Below are 14,353 nucleotides of genomic sequence, written 5' to 3' on the forward strand. Positions count from 1 at the left end.
ACGAGATACGAGATACGAGATACGAGATACGAGATACGAGATACGAGATACGAGACATTTTTGAAAATTGGAGCAGATAAGACAAGCAAAAAGTGCCAAACATCATGGTGCAATTTCTATTATCTTTTCCTTGTTCTACAGACACAAAAAAGCCGAGCTAATGCTCGGCTTTTGTATTAAGAATCTAGTATAGATTACTCAGCAGCTTCTTCAGCAGCTGGGCGGTCTACAAGCTCAATGTAAGCCATTGGAGCTTTATCACCAGTACGGAAACCACATTTAAGAATGCGAGTGTAACCACCTTGGCGAGCCGCGAAACGCGGGCCTAGTTCATTAAATAGTTTTGCCACAACTTCGTTATCACGAGTGCGAGCAAATGCAAGACGACGGTTAGCAACACTGTCTGTCTTAGCTAGGGTAATCAATGGCTCAATTACGCGACGTAGTTCTTTTGCTTTAGGCACGGTAGTTTTAATAACTTCGTGACGAACAAGAGAGCTAGCCATGTTGCTGAACATCGCTTTGCGATGACTGCTGTTGCGGTTGAGTTGACGACCACTTTTACGATGGCGCATGACCTAATCCTTCTAACTTTTCGATTAATCTTCAGCGATTGACGCTGGTGGCCAGTTTTCTAGACGCATGCCTAGAGAAAGACCACGTGAAGCAAGCACATCTTTAATCTCTGTAAGAGATTTCTTACCAAGGTTTGGCGTTTTAAGTAGCTCAACCTCAGTGCGCTGTACAAGATCACCGATGTAGTGAATCGCTTCTGCTTTCAAACAGTTAGCAGAGCGAACTGTTAGTTCAAGATCGTCTACAGGACGTAGTAGGATAGGATCGAATTCTGGCTTCTCTTCCTTCTCCTCAGGTACACGTACATCACGAAGATCTACGAACGCATCCAATTGTTCAGCTAAAATAGTAGCTGCACGACGGATTGCTTCCTCAGGTTCTAGAGTACCGTTCGTTTCCATATCGATAACAAGCTTGTCTAAATCAGTACGTTGTTCTACACGTGCCGCTTCTACAGCGTAAGCGATTTTATCAACCGGGCTGTAAGTAGCGTCAACTAGTAGACGACCGATAGGACGCTCATCTTCTTCAGTATGGATACGAGCTGAAGCTGGAACGTAACCACGACCACGTTCTACTTTGATACGCATAGCGATCTCAGCGTTGTCATCCGTTAGGTGACAAATTACGTGCTCAGGGTTAGCGATCTCTACATCACCATCGTGGGTGATGTCACCTGCAACAACAGGGCCTGAGCCTGATTTGTTCAGTGTAATAAACACTTCATCTTTGCCTTCAGCAACGCGTACAGCCAAACCTTTAAGGTTTAGAAGGATTTCCAGGATATCTTCCTGAACGCCTTCTTTAGTGCTGTATTCGTGTAGCACACCTTCAATTTCAACTTCTGTTACGGCACAACCCGGCATAGAAGATAGAAGAATGCGGCGAAGAGCATTACCTAGAGTGTGGCCGAAACCGCGCTCTAATGGCTCAAGAGTTACTTTCGCGTGTGTCGTATTGATCTGTTCAATGTCAACAAGACGCGGCTTAAGAAATTCTGTTACAGAACCCTGCATTGTGTCCTCTCTTTTTTTAACCTTACTTAGAGTAAAGTTCGACGATCAAGTGTTCATTGATGTCAGCTGATAGGTCAGAACGCTCAGGCATACGCTTGAATGTACCTTCCATTTTGCCAGCATCTACTTCAATCCAAGTTGGCTTTTCACGTTGTTCAGCAACTTCTAGAGCCGCTTTAATACGAGATTGCTGTTTAGCTTTCTCGCGGATAGAAACAACGTCGTTTGCCGCTACTTTGAAAGAAGGAACGTTTACAACTTTACCGTTAACTAGAATAGACTTGTGGCTAACTAGTTGACGAGATTCAGCACGAGTGGCGCCAAAGCCCATACGGTAAACTACGTTATCAAGACGACCTTCAAGAAGCTGAAGCAGGTTTGCACCTGTGTTGCCTTTAAGACGTGCAGCTTCTTTGTAGTAGTTGCGGAATTGTTTTTCTAGAACGCCGTAGATACGACGAACTTTTTGCTTCTCACGAAGCTGAACGCCATACTCAGATAGACGACCGCGACGAGCGCCGTGTACACCTGGTGCGTTATCAATTTTACACTTGGTATCGATCGCACGGACACCAGACTTAAGGAATAAGTCAGTACCTTCGCGACGGCTAAGCTTAAGCTTAGGACCCAAATATCTTGCCATGATCTTTCTCCAATATTCCTAGAAACGAAACTTAAACGCGACGTTTCTTAGGTGGACGACAACCGTTATGAGGGATTGGTGTCGCATCAACAATGTTAGTGATACGGAAACCAGCAGCGTTCAGTGCACGAACAGTAGATTCGCGACCTGGACCTGGACCCTTAACCATAACTTCCAAGTTCTTTAGGCCATATTCTTTAGCCATTTCACCACAACGCTCAGCTGCAACTTGTGCTGCGAACGGAGTAGATTTACGAGAACCACGGAAACCTGAACCACCTGCTGTAGCCCATGCAAGAGCGTTGCCTTGACGGTCAGTGATAGTTACGATTGTGTTGTTGAAAGAAGCATGAATGTGCGCTACGCCATCAGCTACTTGCTTGCGTACGCGCTTACGCGCGCGAGTTGGTTGTTTTGCCATTGTACTCTACCTTATCCGACTATTTCTTGATCGGCTTGCGCGGACCCTTACGGGTGCGAGCGTTGGTTTTAGTACGCTGTCCACGTAGTGGTAGACTGCGACGATGACGAAGACCGCGGTAACAGCCAAGGTCCATAAGACGCTTGATGTTCATCGATACTTCACGACGTAGATCACCTTCTACAGTGTACTTAGCTACACCATCACGCAGTTGATCGATCTGCTCTTCAGTTAGTTCACTGATCTTAGCATCTTCAGCAATACCCACTTCAGCTAGAATAGCTTGAGAGCGAGTTTTACCGATACCGTAGATTGCAGTAAGTGCAATTACAGAATGCTTATGATCAGGAATGTTAATGCCGGCTATACGGGCCATTATTCACTCCTAAGGGGTTCATAAAAGAATTATCCGCAGCAAAGCCCGTTATGGATACGCTGCGGCATACTACTTCTTTTGCACGCAAAAGGTAGGCCGAGGAATATACTCGACTCTACCTTGTATTTCAAGTAAAAATTTCTGCTAATTAGCCTTGGCGTTGCTTATGCTTTGGCTCACTGCAAATCACGCGAACGACACCGTTACGCTTGATAACTTTACAGTTACGGCAGATTTTTTTAACGGAAGCACGAACTTTCATTGCTAAACTCCGTAAATGGAATCGAAATTGTTACCACCGAATTAACGGCCGTAACCCTTCAGATTCGCTTTCTTTAACACAGAATCATACTGTTGTGACATCAGATGAGTCTGTACCTGTGCCATGAAATCCATGATAACTACCACTACGATTAGTAGTGATGTGCCGCCAAAGTAGAAACGAACGTTCCACGCGACCATCATGAACTCAGGAATCAGACATATAAAAGTAATGTATAGAGCGCCCGCAAGGGTTAATCTAGTCATCACTTTATCGATATATTTCGCTGTCTGCTCACCTGGGCGGATACCGGGTACGAATGCACCAGACTTCTTCAAGTTATCAGCTGTTTCACGTGGGTTAAACACCAACGCTGTATAGAAGAAACAGAAGAAGATTATAGCTGCTGCATAAAGCATTACATACAAAGGTTGACCTGGGCTAAGAGCTAATGACACGTCAGTTAACCAACCGAACGCGCTGCTTTCACCATTTTGACCAAACCACTGCGCTAATGTTCCTGGGAACAAAATAATACTTGATGCGAAAATCGCTGGAATAACACCTGCCATATTAATCTTAAGAGGCAAGTGAGAGCTTTGTGCTGCAAAAACTTTACGACCTTGTTGACGTTTCGCATAGTTAACGACGATACGACGTTGACCACGTTCCATGAAAACTACGAAGTAAATAACAGCAAAAGACAATACAGCAATCAACAGCAGAAGAAGCACATGCAATTCACCTTGACGCGCTTGCTCGATTGTTTGACCGATTGCAGAAGGCAATCCAGCAACAATACCTGCAAAAATCAGAATGGAAATACCATTACCGATTCCTCGCTCAGTGATTTGTTCACCTAACCACATTAAGAACATGGTACCAGTTACTAAACTCACGGTAGCAATAAGCGTAAACATGGTTTGGTTGATAACAACCAGATTGTCGACCATGTTTGGTAAGCCTGTTGCGATACCAATAGCTTGGAATGTTGCAAGTACAAGCGTGCCGTAGCGTGTATATTGGCTTATCTTACGACGGCCTGCTTCACCCTCTTTCTTGAGTTCCGCTAACGCTGGATGAACTACAGTTAGCAATTGGACTACGATCGATGCCGAAATGTACGGCATGATACCCAATGCTAATATAGATGCACGCTCAAGAGCACCACCGGAGAACATGTTAAACATTTCTACGATGGTACCTTTTTGCTGATCGAACAAATCGGCAAGTACAGCTGCGTCAATACCAGGGATCGGCACAAAAGAGCCGGCTCGGAATACTAAAAGTGCACCAATTACGAATAATAAGCGCGACTTTAGTTCACTTAAGCCGCTCTGAGCACTACGAAAATCTTGTCCTGGTTTCTTAGCCATCTGTACCTCGTTCCTCGAGATTATTCCTCGATTTTACCGCCTGCAGCTTCGATTGCAGCTTTAGCGCCTTTAGTCACGCGTAGACCTTTAACAGTCACAGCTTTGCTTAGGTCACCAGAAAGAACGATCTTAACAAACTCGATGTTCTTAGTGATAACGTTAGCAGCTTTAAGGCTGTTAAGATCAACTACGTCACCTGTTACTTTCGCTAGCTCAGCTAGACGAACTTCAGCAGACACTAGGCTCTTACGAGAAGTGAAACCGAATTTAGGTAGACGTTGTTTTAGAGGCATTTGACCGCCTTCAAAACCTGGACGAACAGAGCCGCCAGAACGTGACTTTTGACCTTTGTGACCGCGGCCACCTGTTTTACCAAGGCCAGAACCGATACCACGACCTACACGCTTCTTAGAAGGTTTAGAGCCAGCAGCCGGTGATAGAGTATTCAAACGCATTCTGATTACTCCTCAATCTTAACCATGTAGTAAACCTTGTTGATCATACCGCGTACGCACGGTGTATCTTCAAGTTCTACTGTATGGTTGATGCGACGAAGACCTAGACCTTTAAGACACGCTTTGTGCTTAGGTAGGCGACCAATTGAGCTTTTAGTTTGAGTTACTTTAATAGTTGCCATCGTGTGCTTACTCCGAAATAGATTCAACAGTTAGACCACGTTTAGCAGCAACCATTTCTGGTGACTTAACGTCTACTAGAGCACCAATCGTTGCACGAACGATGTTGATCGGGTTCGTTGAACCGTATGCTTTAGAAAGTACGTTATGTACGCCCGCAACTTCAAGTACAGCACGCATTGCACCGCCGGCAATAACACCTGTACCTTCTGCAGCTGGCTGCATGTAAACTTTAGAGCCCGAATGACGACCTTTCACCGGGTGGTGAAGAGTGCCTTCGTTAAGCGATACTGTAACCATGTTACGGCGCGCTTTTTCCATTGCTTTTTGAATCGCAGCAGGTACTTCACGAGCTTTGCCGTAACCGAAACCTACGCGACCGTTACCGTCACCAACTACTGTTAGTGCAGTAAAGCTCATGATTCGACCACCTTTAACCGTCTTAGATACACGGTTAACTGCGATCAGCTTTTCTTGCAAATCATTAGCTTGTTGTTGTTCTTTAGCCATCTTCCAACCCTACCTTAGAATTTCAGACCAGCTTCGCGAGCAGATTCTGCTAGCGCCGCTACTCGACCGTGGTATTGGAAACCAGAACGATCAAATGCAACTGAAGCTACGCCTTTTTCAAGAGCGCGCTCAGCAACAGCTTTACCAACTGCTTTAGCTGCATCAACGTTACCAGTGTTCTTAACTTGCTCACGGATCGCTTTTTCTACAGTAGAAGCAGCTGCGATAACCTCAGAGCCGTTTGCCGCGATAACTTGTGCGTAAACATGGCGAGGAGTACGGTGTACTACCAGGCGAGTTGCACCAAGTTCTGCAATCTTACGACGTGCACGTGTAGCACGACGGATGCGAGATGCTTTCTTATCCATAGTGATACCTTACTTCTTCTTAGCTTCTTTAGTACGCACATTTTCATCTGCGTAACGAACACCTTTGCCTTTGTAAGGCTCAGGAGCACGGTAAGAACGAATGTCAGCCGCAACTTGACCTACTACTTGCTTATCGCAACCAGTAATGATGATCTCAGTTTGGCTAGGGCACTCAGCTTTAATACCTTCAGGTAGAGCGTGCTCTACTGGGTGAGAAAAACCAAGAGTTAGAGCTACAGAGTTGCCTTTCATAGCAGCACGGTAACCAACACCCTTAAGAGTTAGCTTCTTAGTGAAGCCCTCAGTAACACCCACAACCATGTTATTAACTAGAGCGCGAGCTGTACCAGCTTGTGCCCATGCGTTAGTAACACCTTCTTTCGGACCGAAAGTTAGGTTGGTTTCTTCCTGTGCAATAACTACGGCGCTGTTAAGAACGCGAGTAAGCTCACCTTTGCTACCTTTTACAGTAACTTCTTGGCCGTTTAGTTTCACCTCTACGCCAGCTGGAATAGCGACAGGTGCTTTAGCAACACGAGACATAATCTACTCCTTAAGCTACGTAACAGATGATTTCACCGCCAAGACCTGCTTTACGAGCAGCACGGTCAGACATCAGACCCTTGGAAGTAGAAACAACTGCAATACCAAGACCACCCATCACTGTAGGTAAAGAGTCTTTATTTTTATAAACTCTTAGACCAGGACGTGATACACGCTTGATTTGCTCGATTACAGGTTTAGCTTGGAAGTACTTAAGAGTAACTTCTAGCTCAGGTTTTGCTTCGCTGTTAACAGCGAAGTCTACGATGTAACCTTCAGCTTTAAGTAATGCAGCAATTGCAACTTTAAGCTTTGAAGAAGGCATTTTTACAGCAACTTTGTTTGCTGCCTGACCGTTACGAACTCGGGTCAGCATATCCGAAATCGGATCTTGCATGCTCATAAGATTTACTCCAAATGATTAAGTGGCAATTACCAGCTAGCCTTACGAAGACCCGGAATCTCGCCTTTCATGCAAGCTTCACGAACCTTAATGCGGCTTAGACCGAATTTACGTAGGTAACCGTGTGGACGACCAGTTTGGTTGCAACGGTTGCGCTGACGTGATGCACTTGAATCACGTGGAAGAGATTGCAGTTTAAGAACCGCATTCCAACGATCTTCTTCAGATGCGTTTACATCGCTAATGATAACTTTTAGCGCAGAACGCTTTTCAGCGAACTTAGCTACTAGTTTTGCACGTTTAGCTTCACGTGCTTTCATTGATTGTTTAGCCATAACAGTAACCCTACCCTTACTTACGGAATGGGAAGTTAAAGGCAGCCAGCAGAGCTCGGCCTTCCTCATCGGAACCCGCAGAAGTCGTGATAGTGATATCAAGACCGCGGACACGATCGACTTTATCGTAGTCGATTTCCGGAAAGATGATTTGCTCGCGAACGCCCATGCTGTAGTTACCGCGACCGTCAAAAGACTTAGCGCTAACACCACGGAAATCACGTACACGTGGAAGTGCGATAGAGATTAAACGCTCTAAAAATTCCCACATGCGCTCACCACGCAAGGTTACTTTACAACCAATTGGGTAGCCTTCACGAATTTTGAAACCAGCTACAGATTTACGCGCTTTAGTGATAAGTGGCTTTTGACCAGAGATCGTTGCCATATCAGCTGCTGCGTTTTCTAGCAGTTTCTTATCGTTGATTGCTTCACCAACGCCCATATTTAGGGTGATTTTCTCAATCCTAGGGACTTGCATGACGCTTGTGTAGCTGAACTCTTTGGTAAGCTCAGCGACTACAGACGACTTGTAGTAATCATGCAGTTTCGCCATAGTAGAACTCCAAATTACTTCTAATTAGTTAGAAACAGTTTCGCCGTTAGATTTGAAGAAACGAACTTTCTTGCCATCTTCGATACGGAAACCGATACGGTCTGCTTTACCAGTAGCCGCGTTAAAAACAGCAACGTTAGAAGCATCAATAGCTGCTTCTTGTTCAACGATGCCACCTTGTTGACCTAGAGCCGGAACCGGCTTTTGGTGTTTCTTAACAAGGTTGATGCCTTCAACGATAACTTTACCAGTTGTCAGAACCTTAGTTACTTTACCTTTCTTGCCTTTATCTTTACCAGCAAGAATGATTACTTCGTCATTACGACGGATTTTAGCTGCCATATTGCCGCTCCTTACAGAACTTCAGGTGCTAGTGATACAATCTTCATGAATTTCGCGTTACGAAGTTCACGAGTCACAGGACCAAAGATACGTGTGCCGACTGGTTGCTCAGTAGTGTCATTTAACAATACACAAGCATTACTGTCGAAGCGAATGACAGAACCGTCTGGGCGACGAACGCCTTTACGGGTGCGCACTACTACCGCCTTCAGAACATCACCTTTCTTTACTTTACCGCGAGGAATCGCTTCCTTCACTGTAACCTTGATGACGTCACCGATATGTGCATAACGGCGGTGAGAGCCACCCAGAACCTTAATACACATTACCTTGCGCGCGCCAGAGTTATCTGCTGCGTCAAGTGTACTTTGCATCTGGATCATTGTTAGTGCTCCGCTAAATATTAAAACTAGACCCTCTCGGGTCGGGCTGCCTCTTTAAAAGGGACGCGAATTGTACCACCCTTTTTTTAAATTGGGTAGACAAAAAACAAGCGGCTCCAAAAAATAATTTGGAGCCGCTTATAAGTTATAGAATTACAAAGATTAAATCTTCGCTTTTTCTAGAACTTTAACCAATGTCCAAGACTTAGTCTTAGACAGAGGACGACACTCAGCGATTTCAACTTTGTCGCCTAGGCCACAAGTGTTGTCTTCGTCGTGTGCGTGTACTTTAGTCGTGCGTTTGATGAACTTGCCGTAAATCGGGTGTTTTACAGTACGTTCAATAGCAACAACGATAGACTTGTCCATCTTGTCACTTACTACACGGCCTTGCTGGATGCGGTTAGTTTCGCTCATTATGCGCCTGCCTTTTCAGTCAAAACAGTTTTCACACGTGCGATGTCACGGCGTACAGCTTTTAGAGTATGAGTTTGCTGAAGTTGACCAGTTGCAGCTTGCATGCGCAAGTTGAACTGTTCACGTAGCAAATTCAATAGCTCAGCGTTAAGCTCTTCAACGTTCTTTTCGCGTAGATCTTGTGCTTTCATCACATCACCTGCTTAGTTACAAAAGTAGTTTTAACAGGCAGTTTACGTGCCGCTAGGCGGAACGCTTCACGTGCCAACTCTTCAGGTACGCCATTCATCTCGTACATAACTTTGCCTGGTTGGATTTGAGCAACCCAGTACGCAACTGAACCTTTACCTTTACCTTGACGAACTTCAAGAGGCTTTTCAGTAATCGGTTTGTCTGGGAAAACACGGATCCAGATTTGACCTTGACGCTTAATGTGACGTGTCATAGCACGACGTGCCGCTTCGATTTGACGTGCAGTCAGACGACCACGGCCAACAGCTTTAAGACCGAATTCGCCGAAGCTTACTTCAGTACCTTTAGCTAGACCACGGTTACGACCAGTCATAACCTTGCGGAACTTAGTACGTTTTGGTTGTAGCATCGTTCGACTCCTTACTTACGGCCTTTACGCTGCTTCTTAGGCTTATCGCCTTTTGGCTCTACTGCGTTAGCAGCTGGCATACCGCCTAGAATCTCACCTTTGAAGATCCAAACTTTAATGCCGATCACACCGTATTGAGTGTGAGCCGAAGAAGTTGCGTAATCAATGTCTGCACGTAGAGTGTGTAGAGGCACACGGCCTTCACGGTACCACTCTGAACGTGCGATTTCAGCACCGCCAAGACGGCCGCCTACTTGTACTTTGATGCCTTTAGCGCCTAGACGCATAGCATTTTGTACCGCACGCTTCATTGCACGACGGAACATAACACGACGCTCTAGTTGAGACGCGATGCTATCAGCTACAAGCTGACCATCTAGCTCAGGCTTACGTACTTCAGCGATGTTAATTTGCGCTGGTACACCTGCGATTTTAGCTACAGCTGCGCGTAGCTTCTCTACGTCTTCACCTTTCTTACCGATAACAACGCCAGGGCGAGCAGTGTGAATAGTCACACGGATGCTCTTAGCTGGACGCTCGATAACGATACGAGATAATGATGCTTTTTGTAGTTCCTTTGTAAGGAACTGACGTACCTTGAAGTCGCCGTCTAGGTTGTCAGCGAATTCGTTGGTATTAGCAAACCATGTAGCATTCCAAGGCTTAACGATGCCAAGACGAATACCATTAGGATGTACTTTCTGACCCATTGCTTACTCTCCTAGTCTTTAGCGATCTGCTACAACAATAGTGATGTGGCTTGAACGCTTCAAGATACGATCCGCACGACCTTTAGCACGAGGCATAATACGCTTCATGATAGGGCCCTCATCTACGAAGATTTTAGCGACATTTAGATCGTCGATATCTGCACCTTCGTTATGTTCCGCGTTAGCGATAGCTGACTCAAGAACCTTCTTAACTAATACAGCAGCTTTTTTGTTGCTGAAAGTTAGAATTTCTAGAGCTTGGTCTACCGACTTACCGCGAATTTGGTCTGCAACTAAGCGAGCTTTCTGTGGAGAAATACGAGCAAAGTTATGTTTAGCTAAAGCTTCCATCATCTACTCCTTATTTCTTCTTAGCTTTCTTATCTGCAGCATGACCGCGATAAGTACGAGTTGGTGCAAATTCGCCCAGTTTGTGACCGATCATTTCTTCGGTAACGAAAACTGGAACGTGCTGACGACCATTATGGACAGCGATGGTCAAACCAATCATTGTTGGGATGATCATTGAGCGACGGGACCAAGTCTTAATAGGCTTTTTGTCTCCGCTTTCCACCGCTTTCTCTACCTTCTTCAGCAAGTGTAGGTCAATAAAAGGACCTTTCTTGAGAGAACGTGGCATGGCGATTCCTCTTTATAAATTATTTAGTGCGACGACGTACGATGTACTTGTCAGTGCGCTTGTTCTTACGAGTCTTGAAGCCCTTAGTAGGAACGCCCCAAGGAGAAACTGGGTGACGACCACCAGATGTGCGGCCTTCACCACCACCATGTGGGTGATCCACCGGGTTCATTACTACACCACGTACGGTTGGACGTACGCCGCGCCAGCGTGAAGCACCAGCTTTACCAAGTTCACGTAGCATATGCTCAGAGTTACCAACTTCACCGATCGTTGCACGACCTTCAGAAAGAACTTTGCGCATCTCACCAGAACGTAGACGGATAGTTACGTATGCACCATCGCGAGCGATGATTTGAGCATAAGCACCAGCCGAACGAGCTAGTTGAGCACCTTTACCAGGCTTAAGTTCAACACAGTGTACAGTAGAACCTACTGGGATGTTGCGCATCGGCAGAGTGTTACCTGCTTTGATTGCAGCATCTACGCCAGATTGAATCTGGTCGCCTGCGTTAACACCTTTAGGTGCAATGATGTAACGACGCTCACCGTCTGCGTACAGAACTAGAGCGATGTTAGCACTACGGTTTGGATCGTATTCTAGACGCTCAACTTTCGCTGGGATGCCATCTTTAGTACGTTTGAAGTCAATTACACGGTAATGGTGCTTATGACCACCACCGATGTGACGTACTGTAATACGACCGTTGTTGTTACGACCACCGTTCTTAGAGTTTTTCTCTAGAAGTGGTGCGTATGGCTTACCCTTGTGTAGGTCAGCGTTAACAACTTTAACGACGTGACGACGACCAGGGGAAGTCGGCTTACATTTAACAATAGCCATTTTTACTACTCCTGTTATTCCGCGCCGCCAACGAAGTCAAGATCTTGACCTTCTTTCAAAGTAACGTAGGCTTTCTTAACGTCTGAACGACGGCCTTCACGCATACCTTGACGTTTGGTCTTACCCTTTAATACAAGAGTATTTACAGACTTAACTTCAACTTCAAATAGCTTTTCTACAGCTGCTTTGATCTCTTTCTTAGTTGCATCTTTAGCTACTTTGAAAACGATAGTGTTCGCTTTCTCAGCTGCCATAGTTGCTTTTTCAGAGATGTGCGGAGCACGTAGAACTTTTAAGATACGCTCTTCAGTGATCATGCTAGCATCTCCTCAACTTGCTTAACTGCGTCAGCAGTCATTAGAACCTTGTCGAAAGCGATTAGTGATACTGGATCAACACCAGCAACATCACGTGCATCTACTTTGTATAGGTTACGAGCAGCTAAGAATAGATTTTCATCTACTTCGCCAGTCACAATCAGAACGTCGCTTAGCTCAAGCTCTTTAAGCTTAGCTACAAGTTCTTTTGTTTTTGGTGCTTCTACAGAGAAGTTATCAACAACGATTAAACGCTCTTGACGAACTAGCTCAGAAAGAATGCTCTTCATAGCACCGCGGTACATTTTTTTGTTTACTTTTTGGCTGTGATCTTGTGGTTTCGCAGCAAAAGTAACACCACCTGTACGCCAGATTGGGCTACGAATTGTACCAGCACGTGCGCGGCCAGTACCTTTTTGACGCCATGGCTTAGCGCCACCGCCAGATACTTCAGAACGAGTCTTTTGAGCACGAGTACCTTGACGAGCACCTGCTGCATATGCAACAACTACTTGGTGTACAAGAGCTTCGTTGAAGTCACGTCCGAAAGTAGTCTCGGAAACAGTTAGTGCATCAGCACCTTTAACCATCAATTCCATTACTTACTCCTAGACGTTATGCTTTAACAGCAGGTTTTACGATCACGTTTCCGCCTGTTGAGCCCGGTACTGCACCTTTAATAAGGAGTAGATTGCGCTCAGCGTCAACACGTACGATCTCTAGGTTTTGAGTCGTTACACGCTCAGCACCCATGTGACCTGCCATTTTCTTGCCTTTAAACACGCGGCCTGGAGTTTGACATTGGCCAATTGAACCCGGTGCGCGGTGAGACAAAGAGTTACCGTGAGTCATATCTTGAGTAGAGAAGTTCCAACGCTTGATAGCGCCTTGGAAGCCTTTACCTTTAGATGTACCAGTAACGTCTACTTTTTTAATTTCGTTGAAAAGTTCTACGTTTAGCTCAGCGCCAACTTCAAACTCTTCGCCGTTTTCTAAACGGAATTCCCAAAGACCGCGACCTGCTTCTACACCCGCTTTCGCGAAGTGACCAGCTTCAGGTTTAGTTACACGGTTAGCTTTCTTAGCACCAGTAGTTACTTGGATTGCTGCGTAGCCGTCTGTCTCAAGAGTTTTAACTTGAGAAATACGGTTCGCTTCAACCTCAACAACAGTTACTGGGATAGAAACGCCTTCTTCAGTAAATACGCGGGTCATACCCACTTTACGTCCGACTAGACCAATCATTATTCTTATCTCCCTTAACCTAGGCTGATTTGAACATCAACGCCAGCTGCAAGATCAAGACGCATTAGAGCATCAACAGTTTTATCTGTTGGCTCAACGATGTCGATCAAACGCTTGTGAGTACGGATTTCGTACTGATCACGTGCATCTTTGTTGACGTGTGGAGAGGTAAGAACAGTGAAACGCTCTTTACGAGTAGGAAGTGGAATAGGACCACGAACCTGTGCGCCAGTACGTTTTGCTGTTTCAACGATTTCCGCAGTTGAAGCATCGATTAGCTTGTAATCAAACGCTTTAAGGCGGATACGAATACGTTGGTTCTGCATGAGACAGAGCTCCAATTATTAAAAATTACACAAACAATATCGCCACTCAAACCCGATAAAACGAGAGAATGCCGATTGATTTATGTGAAACCGTAGCACCCAAAATTAGGACGCATTGTCAGTTAACTTTTGAAGTAAACAAGAAGTTTACTATTTTTATTAACCGCGAACATAAGCTGAGTATACATTACTAGGTAAGACCTACTCCTCAGTGCTCATTGGTTCACAACCAGCGTTAGCCAGTGCGATGCATTATACAGATCACACTTTAGTATGCAAGTAGTGTTGGAAAAATAATCGCAATTTATTGGAAGTTGGTTTTGTATCGAGAGGGAAGAAGATAGATGGAAGGTAATATTTCTTTTGAGAAAACAAAAGGGAAGCCGAAGCTCCCCTTTTCAGATGCGTGCTCTTCTAATGAAGAGAGTGCAAAAATCTAAATGCTATTAAGCGAAGATTTTAGCTACAACACCAGCACCAACTGTACGGCCACCTTCGCGGATTGCGA

At 45.2% G+C, this 14,353-nt stretch carries 28 protein-coding genes; all 28 read right to left on the reverse strand.

Annotated features, from left to right (window positions below):
* Nucleotides 1–194: 194 nt before the first annotated feature.
* Entirely contained in the window at nt 195–575 is a 381-nt protein-coding gene (rplQ, locus tag AB6E78_RS21950) for a 50S ribosomal protein L17 (protein ID WP_004729812.1), read from the reverse strand.
* A gap of 24 nt (nt 576–599) precedes the next feature.
* Nucleotides 600–1,592 carry a DNA-directed RNA polymerase subunit alpha gene (locus tag AB6E78_RS21955; RefSeq protein ID WP_004729813.1) on the reverse strand — a complete coding sequence of 331 codons (993 nt, stop codon included), beginning with the start codon at nt 1,590–1,592 and terminating at the stop codon, nt 600–602.
* Nucleotides 1,593–1,614: 22 nt separating this feature from the next.
* Nucleotides 1,615–2,235 carry a 30S ribosomal protein S4 gene (gene rpsD / locus AB6E78_RS21960; RefSeq protein WP_004738777.1) on the reverse strand — a complete coding sequence of 207 codons (621 nt, stop codon included), beginning with the start codon at nt 2,233–2,235 and terminating at the stop codon, nt 1,615–1,617.
* A gap of 31 nt (nt 2,236–2,266) precedes the next feature.
* A complete protein-coding gene (rpsK, locus tag AB6E78_RS21965) occupies nt 2,267–2,656 on the reverse strand; it encodes a 30S ribosomal protein S11 (protein WP_004738778.1) in 390 nt (129 codons plus the stop codon).
* Between the two features lie 19 nt (nt 2,657–2,675).
* The gene (rpsM, locus tag AB6E78_RS21970) at nt 2,676–3,032 is read right to left on the reverse strand and encodes a 30S ribosomal protein S13 (RefSeq protein WP_004738779.1); all 357 of its coding nucleotides are present in this window, start codon (nt 3,030–3,032) and stop codon (nt 2,676–2,678) included.
* 148 nt (nt 3,033–3,180) lie between these two features.
* A complete protein-coding gene (gene rpmJ / locus AB6E78_RS21975) occupies nt 3,181–3,294 on the reverse strand; it encodes a 50S ribosomal protein L36 (RefSeq protein WP_000868186.1) in 114 nt (37 codons plus the stop codon).
* Nucleotides 3,295–3,335: 41 nt separating this feature from the next.
* Nucleotides 3,336–4,670, reverse strand: a complete 1,335-nt coding sequence (secY, locus tag AB6E78_RS21980) for a preprotein translocase subunit SecY (protein WP_004738781.1) — start codon at nt 4,668–4,670, stop codon at nt 3,336–3,338.
* A gap of 20 nt (nt 4,671–4,690) precedes the next feature.
* Nucleotides 4,691–5,125: a 50S ribosomal protein L15 gene (gene rplO, locus AB6E78_RS21985; protein ID WP_004736758.1), complete on the reverse strand. Its 435-nt coding sequence runs from the start codon at nt 5,123–5,125 to the stop codon at nt 4,691–4,693.
* A gap of 5 nt (nt 5,126–5,130) precedes the next feature.
* Nucleotides 5,131–5,307, reverse strand: a complete 177-nt coding sequence (gene rpmD, locus AB6E78_RS21990; protein WP_004736756.1) for a 50S ribosomal protein L30 — start codon at nt 5,305–5,307, stop codon at nt 5,131–5,133.
* A gap of 7 nt (nt 5,308–5,314) precedes the next feature.
* A complete protein-coding gene (gene rpsE / locus AB6E78_RS21995; RefSeq protein ID WP_017061307.1) occupies nt 5,315–5,815 on the reverse strand; it encodes a 30S ribosomal protein S5 in 501 nt (166 codons plus the stop codon).
* A 14-nt stretch (nt 5,816–5,829) separates the two neighbouring features.
* A complete protein-coding gene (gene rplR / locus AB6E78_RS22000; protein WP_004738784.1) occupies nt 5,830–6,183 on the reverse strand; it encodes a 50S ribosomal protein L18 in 354 nt (117 codons plus the stop codon).
* A gap of 9 nt (nt 6,184–6,192) precedes the next feature.
* Nucleotides 6,193–6,726 (reverse strand): 50S ribosomal protein L6, encoded by a 534-nt coding sequence (rplF, locus tag AB6E78_RS22005; RefSeq protein ID WP_017063712.1) that lies wholly within the window; start codon nt 6,724–6,726, stop codon nt 6,193–6,195.
* A 10-nt stretch (nt 6,727–6,736) separates the two neighbouring features.
* On the reverse strand, nt 6,737–7,129 hold the full coding sequence (gene rpsH / locus AB6E78_RS22010) for a 30S ribosomal protein S8 (RefSeq protein WP_017061309.1): 393 nt from the start codon (nt 7,127–7,129) through the stop codon (nt 6,737–6,739).
* 29 nt (nt 7,130–7,158) lie between these two features.
* Complete coding sequence (gene rpsN / locus AB6E78_RS22015) at nt 7,159–7,464, reverse strand: 30S ribosomal protein S14 (RefSeq protein WP_004738789.1); 306 nt, start codon at nt 7,462–7,464, stop codon at nt 7,159–7,161.
* Nucleotides 7,465–7,480: 16 nt separating this feature from the next.
* Nucleotides 7,481–8,020, reverse strand: a complete 540-nt coding sequence (gene rplE, locus AB6E78_RS22020; RefSeq protein ID WP_004738790.1) for a 50S ribosomal protein L5 — start codon at nt 8,018–8,020, stop codon at nt 7,481–7,483.
* Between the two features lie 24 nt (nt 8,021–8,044).
* Nucleotides 8,045–8,362 carry a 50S ribosomal protein L24 gene (rplX, locus tag AB6E78_RS22025; protein WP_004738792.1) on the reverse strand — a complete coding sequence of 106 codons (318 nt, stop codon included), beginning with the start codon at nt 8,360–8,362 and terminating at the stop codon, nt 8,045–8,047.
* A gap of 11 nt (nt 8,363–8,373) precedes the next feature.
* Nucleotides 8,374–8,745 carry a 50S ribosomal protein L14 gene (gene rplN, locus AB6E78_RS22030; RefSeq protein WP_004736740.1) on the reverse strand — a complete coding sequence of 124 codons (372 nt, stop codon included), beginning with the start codon at nt 8,743–8,745 and terminating at the stop codon, nt 8,374–8,376.
* 162 nt (nt 8,746–8,907) lie between these two features.
* Nucleotides 8,908–9,162 carry a 30S ribosomal protein S17 gene (gene rpsQ / locus AB6E78_RS22035; RefSeq protein ID WP_004736739.1) on the reverse strand — a complete coding sequence of 85 codons (255 nt, stop codon included), beginning with the start codon at nt 9,160–9,162 and terminating at the stop codon, nt 8,908–8,910.
* Nucleotides 9,162–9,353 (reverse strand): 50S ribosomal protein L29, encoded by a 192-nt coding sequence (rpmC, locus tag AB6E78_RS22040; protein WP_004736737.1) that lies wholly within the window; start codon nt 9,351–9,353, stop codon nt 9,162–9,164. Before rpmC ends, rpsQ begins: the two co-directional genes overlap by 1 nt.
* Nucleotides 9,353–9,763, reverse strand: coding sequence for a 50S ribosomal protein L16 (rplP, locus tag AB6E78_RS22045; RefSeq protein WP_004736736.1), 411 nt, complete (start codon nt 9,761–9,763; stop codon nt 9,353–9,355). Before rplP ends, rpmC begins: the two co-directional genes overlap by 1 nt.
* 11 nt (nt 9,764–9,774) lie before the next feature.
* A complete protein-coding gene (rpsC, locus tag AB6E78_RS22050) occupies nt 9,775–10,473 on the reverse strand; it encodes a 30S ribosomal protein S3 (protein ID WP_004736734.1) in 699 nt (232 codons plus the stop codon).
* An 18-nt stretch (nt 10,474–10,491) separates the two neighbouring features.
* The gene (gene rplV / locus AB6E78_RS22055; RefSeq protein WP_004736732.1) at nt 10,492–10,824 is read right to left on the reverse strand and encodes a 50S ribosomal protein L22; all 333 of its coding nucleotides are present in this window, start codon (nt 10,822–10,824) and stop codon (nt 10,492–10,494) included.
* A gap of 10 nt (nt 10,825–10,834) precedes the next feature.
* A complete protein-coding gene (gene rpsS, locus AB6E78_RS22060; protein WP_004736729.1) occupies nt 10,835–11,113 on the reverse strand; it encodes a 30S ribosomal protein S19 in 279 nt (92 codons plus the stop codon).
* A 19-nt stretch (nt 11,114–11,132) separates the two neighbouring features.
* Nucleotides 11,133–11,957 carry a 50S ribosomal protein L2 gene (gene rplB, locus AB6E78_RS22065; protein ID WP_010435149.1) on the reverse strand — a complete coding sequence of 275 codons (825 nt, stop codon included), beginning with the start codon at nt 11,955–11,957 and terminating at the stop codon, nt 11,133–11,135.
* A 14-nt stretch (nt 11,958–11,971) separates the two neighbouring features.
* A complete protein-coding gene (rplW, locus tag AB6E78_RS22070; protein ID WP_004736765.1) occupies nt 11,972–12,274 on the reverse strand; it encodes a 50S ribosomal protein L23 in 303 nt (100 codons plus the stop codon).
* Nucleotides 12,271–12,873, reverse strand: coding sequence for a 50S ribosomal protein L4 (gene rplD / locus AB6E78_RS22075; RefSeq protein ID WP_004738803.1), 603 nt, complete (start codon nt 12,871–12,873; stop codon nt 12,271–12,273). The genes rplW and rplD overlap by 4 nt, the downstream gene beginning before the upstream one ends.
* 16 nt (nt 12,874–12,889) lie before the next feature.
* Nucleotides 12,890–13,519, reverse strand: coding sequence for a 50S ribosomal protein L3 (gene rplC / locus AB6E78_RS22080; RefSeq protein ID WP_004736763.1), 630 nt, complete (start codon nt 13,517–13,519; stop codon nt 12,890–12,892).
* A 14-nt stretch (nt 13,520–13,533) separates the two neighbouring features.
* Nucleotides 13,534–13,845: a 30S ribosomal protein S10 gene (gene rpsJ / locus AB6E78_RS22085; RefSeq protein ID WP_004736761.1), complete on the reverse strand. Its 312-nt coding sequence runs from the start codon at nt 13,843–13,845 to the stop codon at nt 13,534–13,536.
* Between the last annotated feature and the right edge of the window lie 508 nt (nt 13,846–14,353).

Origin of the sequence: Vibrio sp. 10N.247.310.98 (assembly GCF_041467395.1) — a bacterium.
Lineage (GTDB): Bacteria > Pseudomonadota > Gammaproteobacteria > Enterobacterales > Vibrionaceae > Vibrio > Vibrio crassostreae_C.

Coding starts and splice junctions, on each gene's coding strand:
- rplD (WP_004738803.1), bottom strand. CDS start 12,873: ATGGAATTGATGGTTAAAGGTGCTGATGCACTAACTGTTTCCGAGACT.
- rpmD (WP_004736756.1), bottom strand. CDS start 5,307: ATGGCAACTATTAAAGTAACTCAAACTAAAAGCTCAATTGGTCGCCTA.
- rpsJ (WP_004736761.1), bottom strand. CDS start 13,845: ATGCAGAACCAACGTATTCGTATCCGCCTTAAAGCGTTTGATTACAAG.
- rplR (WP_004738784.1), bottom strand. CDS start 6,183: ATGGATAAGAAAGCATCTCGCATCCGTCGTGCTACACGTGCACGTCGT.
- rpsE (WP_017061307.1), bottom strand. CDS start 5,815: ATGGCTAAAGAACAACAACAAGCTAATGATTTGCAAGAAAAGCTGATC.
- rplO (WP_004736758.1), bottom strand. CDS start 5,125: ATGCGTTTGAATACTCTATCACCGGCTGCTGGCTCTAAACCTTCTAAG.
- rplP (WP_004736736.1), bottom strand. CDS start 9,763: ATGCTACAACCAAAACGTACTAAGTTCCGCAAGGTTATGACTGGTCGT.
- secY (WP_004738781.1), bottom strand. CDS start 4,670: ATGGCTAAGAAACCAGGACAAGATTTTCGTAGTGCTCAGAGCGGCTTA.
- rplX (WP_004738792.1), bottom strand. CDS start 8,362: ATGGCAGCTAAAATCCGTCGTAATGACGAAGTAATCATTCTTGCTGGT.
- rplQ (WP_004729812.1), bottom strand. CDS start 575: ATGCGCCATCGTAAAAGTGGTCGTCAACTCAACCGCAACAGCAGTCAT.
- rplE (WP_004738790.1), bottom strand. CDS start 8,020: ATGGCGAAACTGCATGATTACTACAAGTCGTCTGTAGTCGCTGAGCTT.
- rpsN (WP_004738789.1), bottom strand. CDS start 7,464: ATGGCTAAACAATCAATGAAAGCACGTGAAGCTAAACGTGCAAAACTA.
- rplV (WP_004736732.1), bottom strand. CDS start 10,824: ATGGAAGCTTTAGCTAAACATAACTTTGCTCGTATTTCTCCACAGAAA.
- rpsS (WP_004736729.1), bottom strand. CDS start 11,113: ATGCCACGTTCTCTCAAGAAAGGTCCTTTTATTGACCTACACTTGCTG.
- rpsM (WP_004738779.1), bottom strand. CDS start 3,032: ATGGCCCGTATAGCCGGCATTAACATTCCTGATCATAAGCATTCTGTA.
- rplC (WP_004736763.1), bottom strand. CDS start 13,519: ATGATTGGTCTAGTCGGACGTAAAGTGGGTATGACCCGCGTATTTACT.
- rpsD (WP_004738777.1), bottom strand. CDS start 2,235: ATGGCAAGATATTTGGGTCCTAAGCTTAAGCTTAGCCGTCGCGAAGGT.
- AB6E78_RS21955 (WP_004729813.1), bottom strand. CDS start 1,592: ATGCAGGGTTCTGTAACAGAATTTCTTAAGCCGCGTCTTGTTGACATT.
- rpsQ (WP_004736739.1), bottom strand. CDS start 9,162: ATGAGCGAAACTAACCGCATCCAGCAAGGCCGTGTAGTAAGTGACAAG.
- rplW (WP_004736765.1), bottom strand. CDS start 12,274: ATGATCACTGAAGAGCGTATCTTAAAAGTTCTACGTGCTCCGCACATC.
- rpmJ (WP_000868186.1), bottom strand. CDS start 3,294: ATGAAAGTTCGTGCTTCCGTTAAAAAAATCTGCCGTAACTGTAAAGTT.
- rplN (WP_004736740.1), bottom strand. CDS start 8,745: ATGATCCAGATGCAAAGTACACTTGACGCAGCAGATAACTCTGGCGCG.
- rpsK (WP_004738778.1), bottom strand. CDS start 2,656: ATGGCAAAACAACCAACTCGCGCGCGTAAGCGCGTACGCAAGCAAGTA.
- rpmC (WP_004736737.1), bottom strand. CDS start 9,353: ATGAAAGCACAAGATCTACGCGAAAAGAACGTTGAAGAGCTTAACGCT.
- rpsC (WP_004736734.1), bottom strand. CDS start 10,473: ATGGGTCAGAAAGTACATCCTAATGGTATTCGTCTTGGCATCGTTAAG.
- rplF (WP_017063712.1), bottom strand. CDS start 6,726: ATGTCTCGTGTTGCTAAAGCACCTGTCGCTATTCCAGCTGGCGTAGAG.
- rplB (WP_010435149.1), bottom strand. CDS start 11,957: ATGGCTATTGTTAAATGTAAGCCGACTTCCCCTGGTCGTCGTCACGTC.
- rpsH (WP_017061309.1), bottom strand. CDS start 7,129: ATGAGCATGCAAGATCCGATTTCGGATATGCTGACCCGAGTTCGTAAC.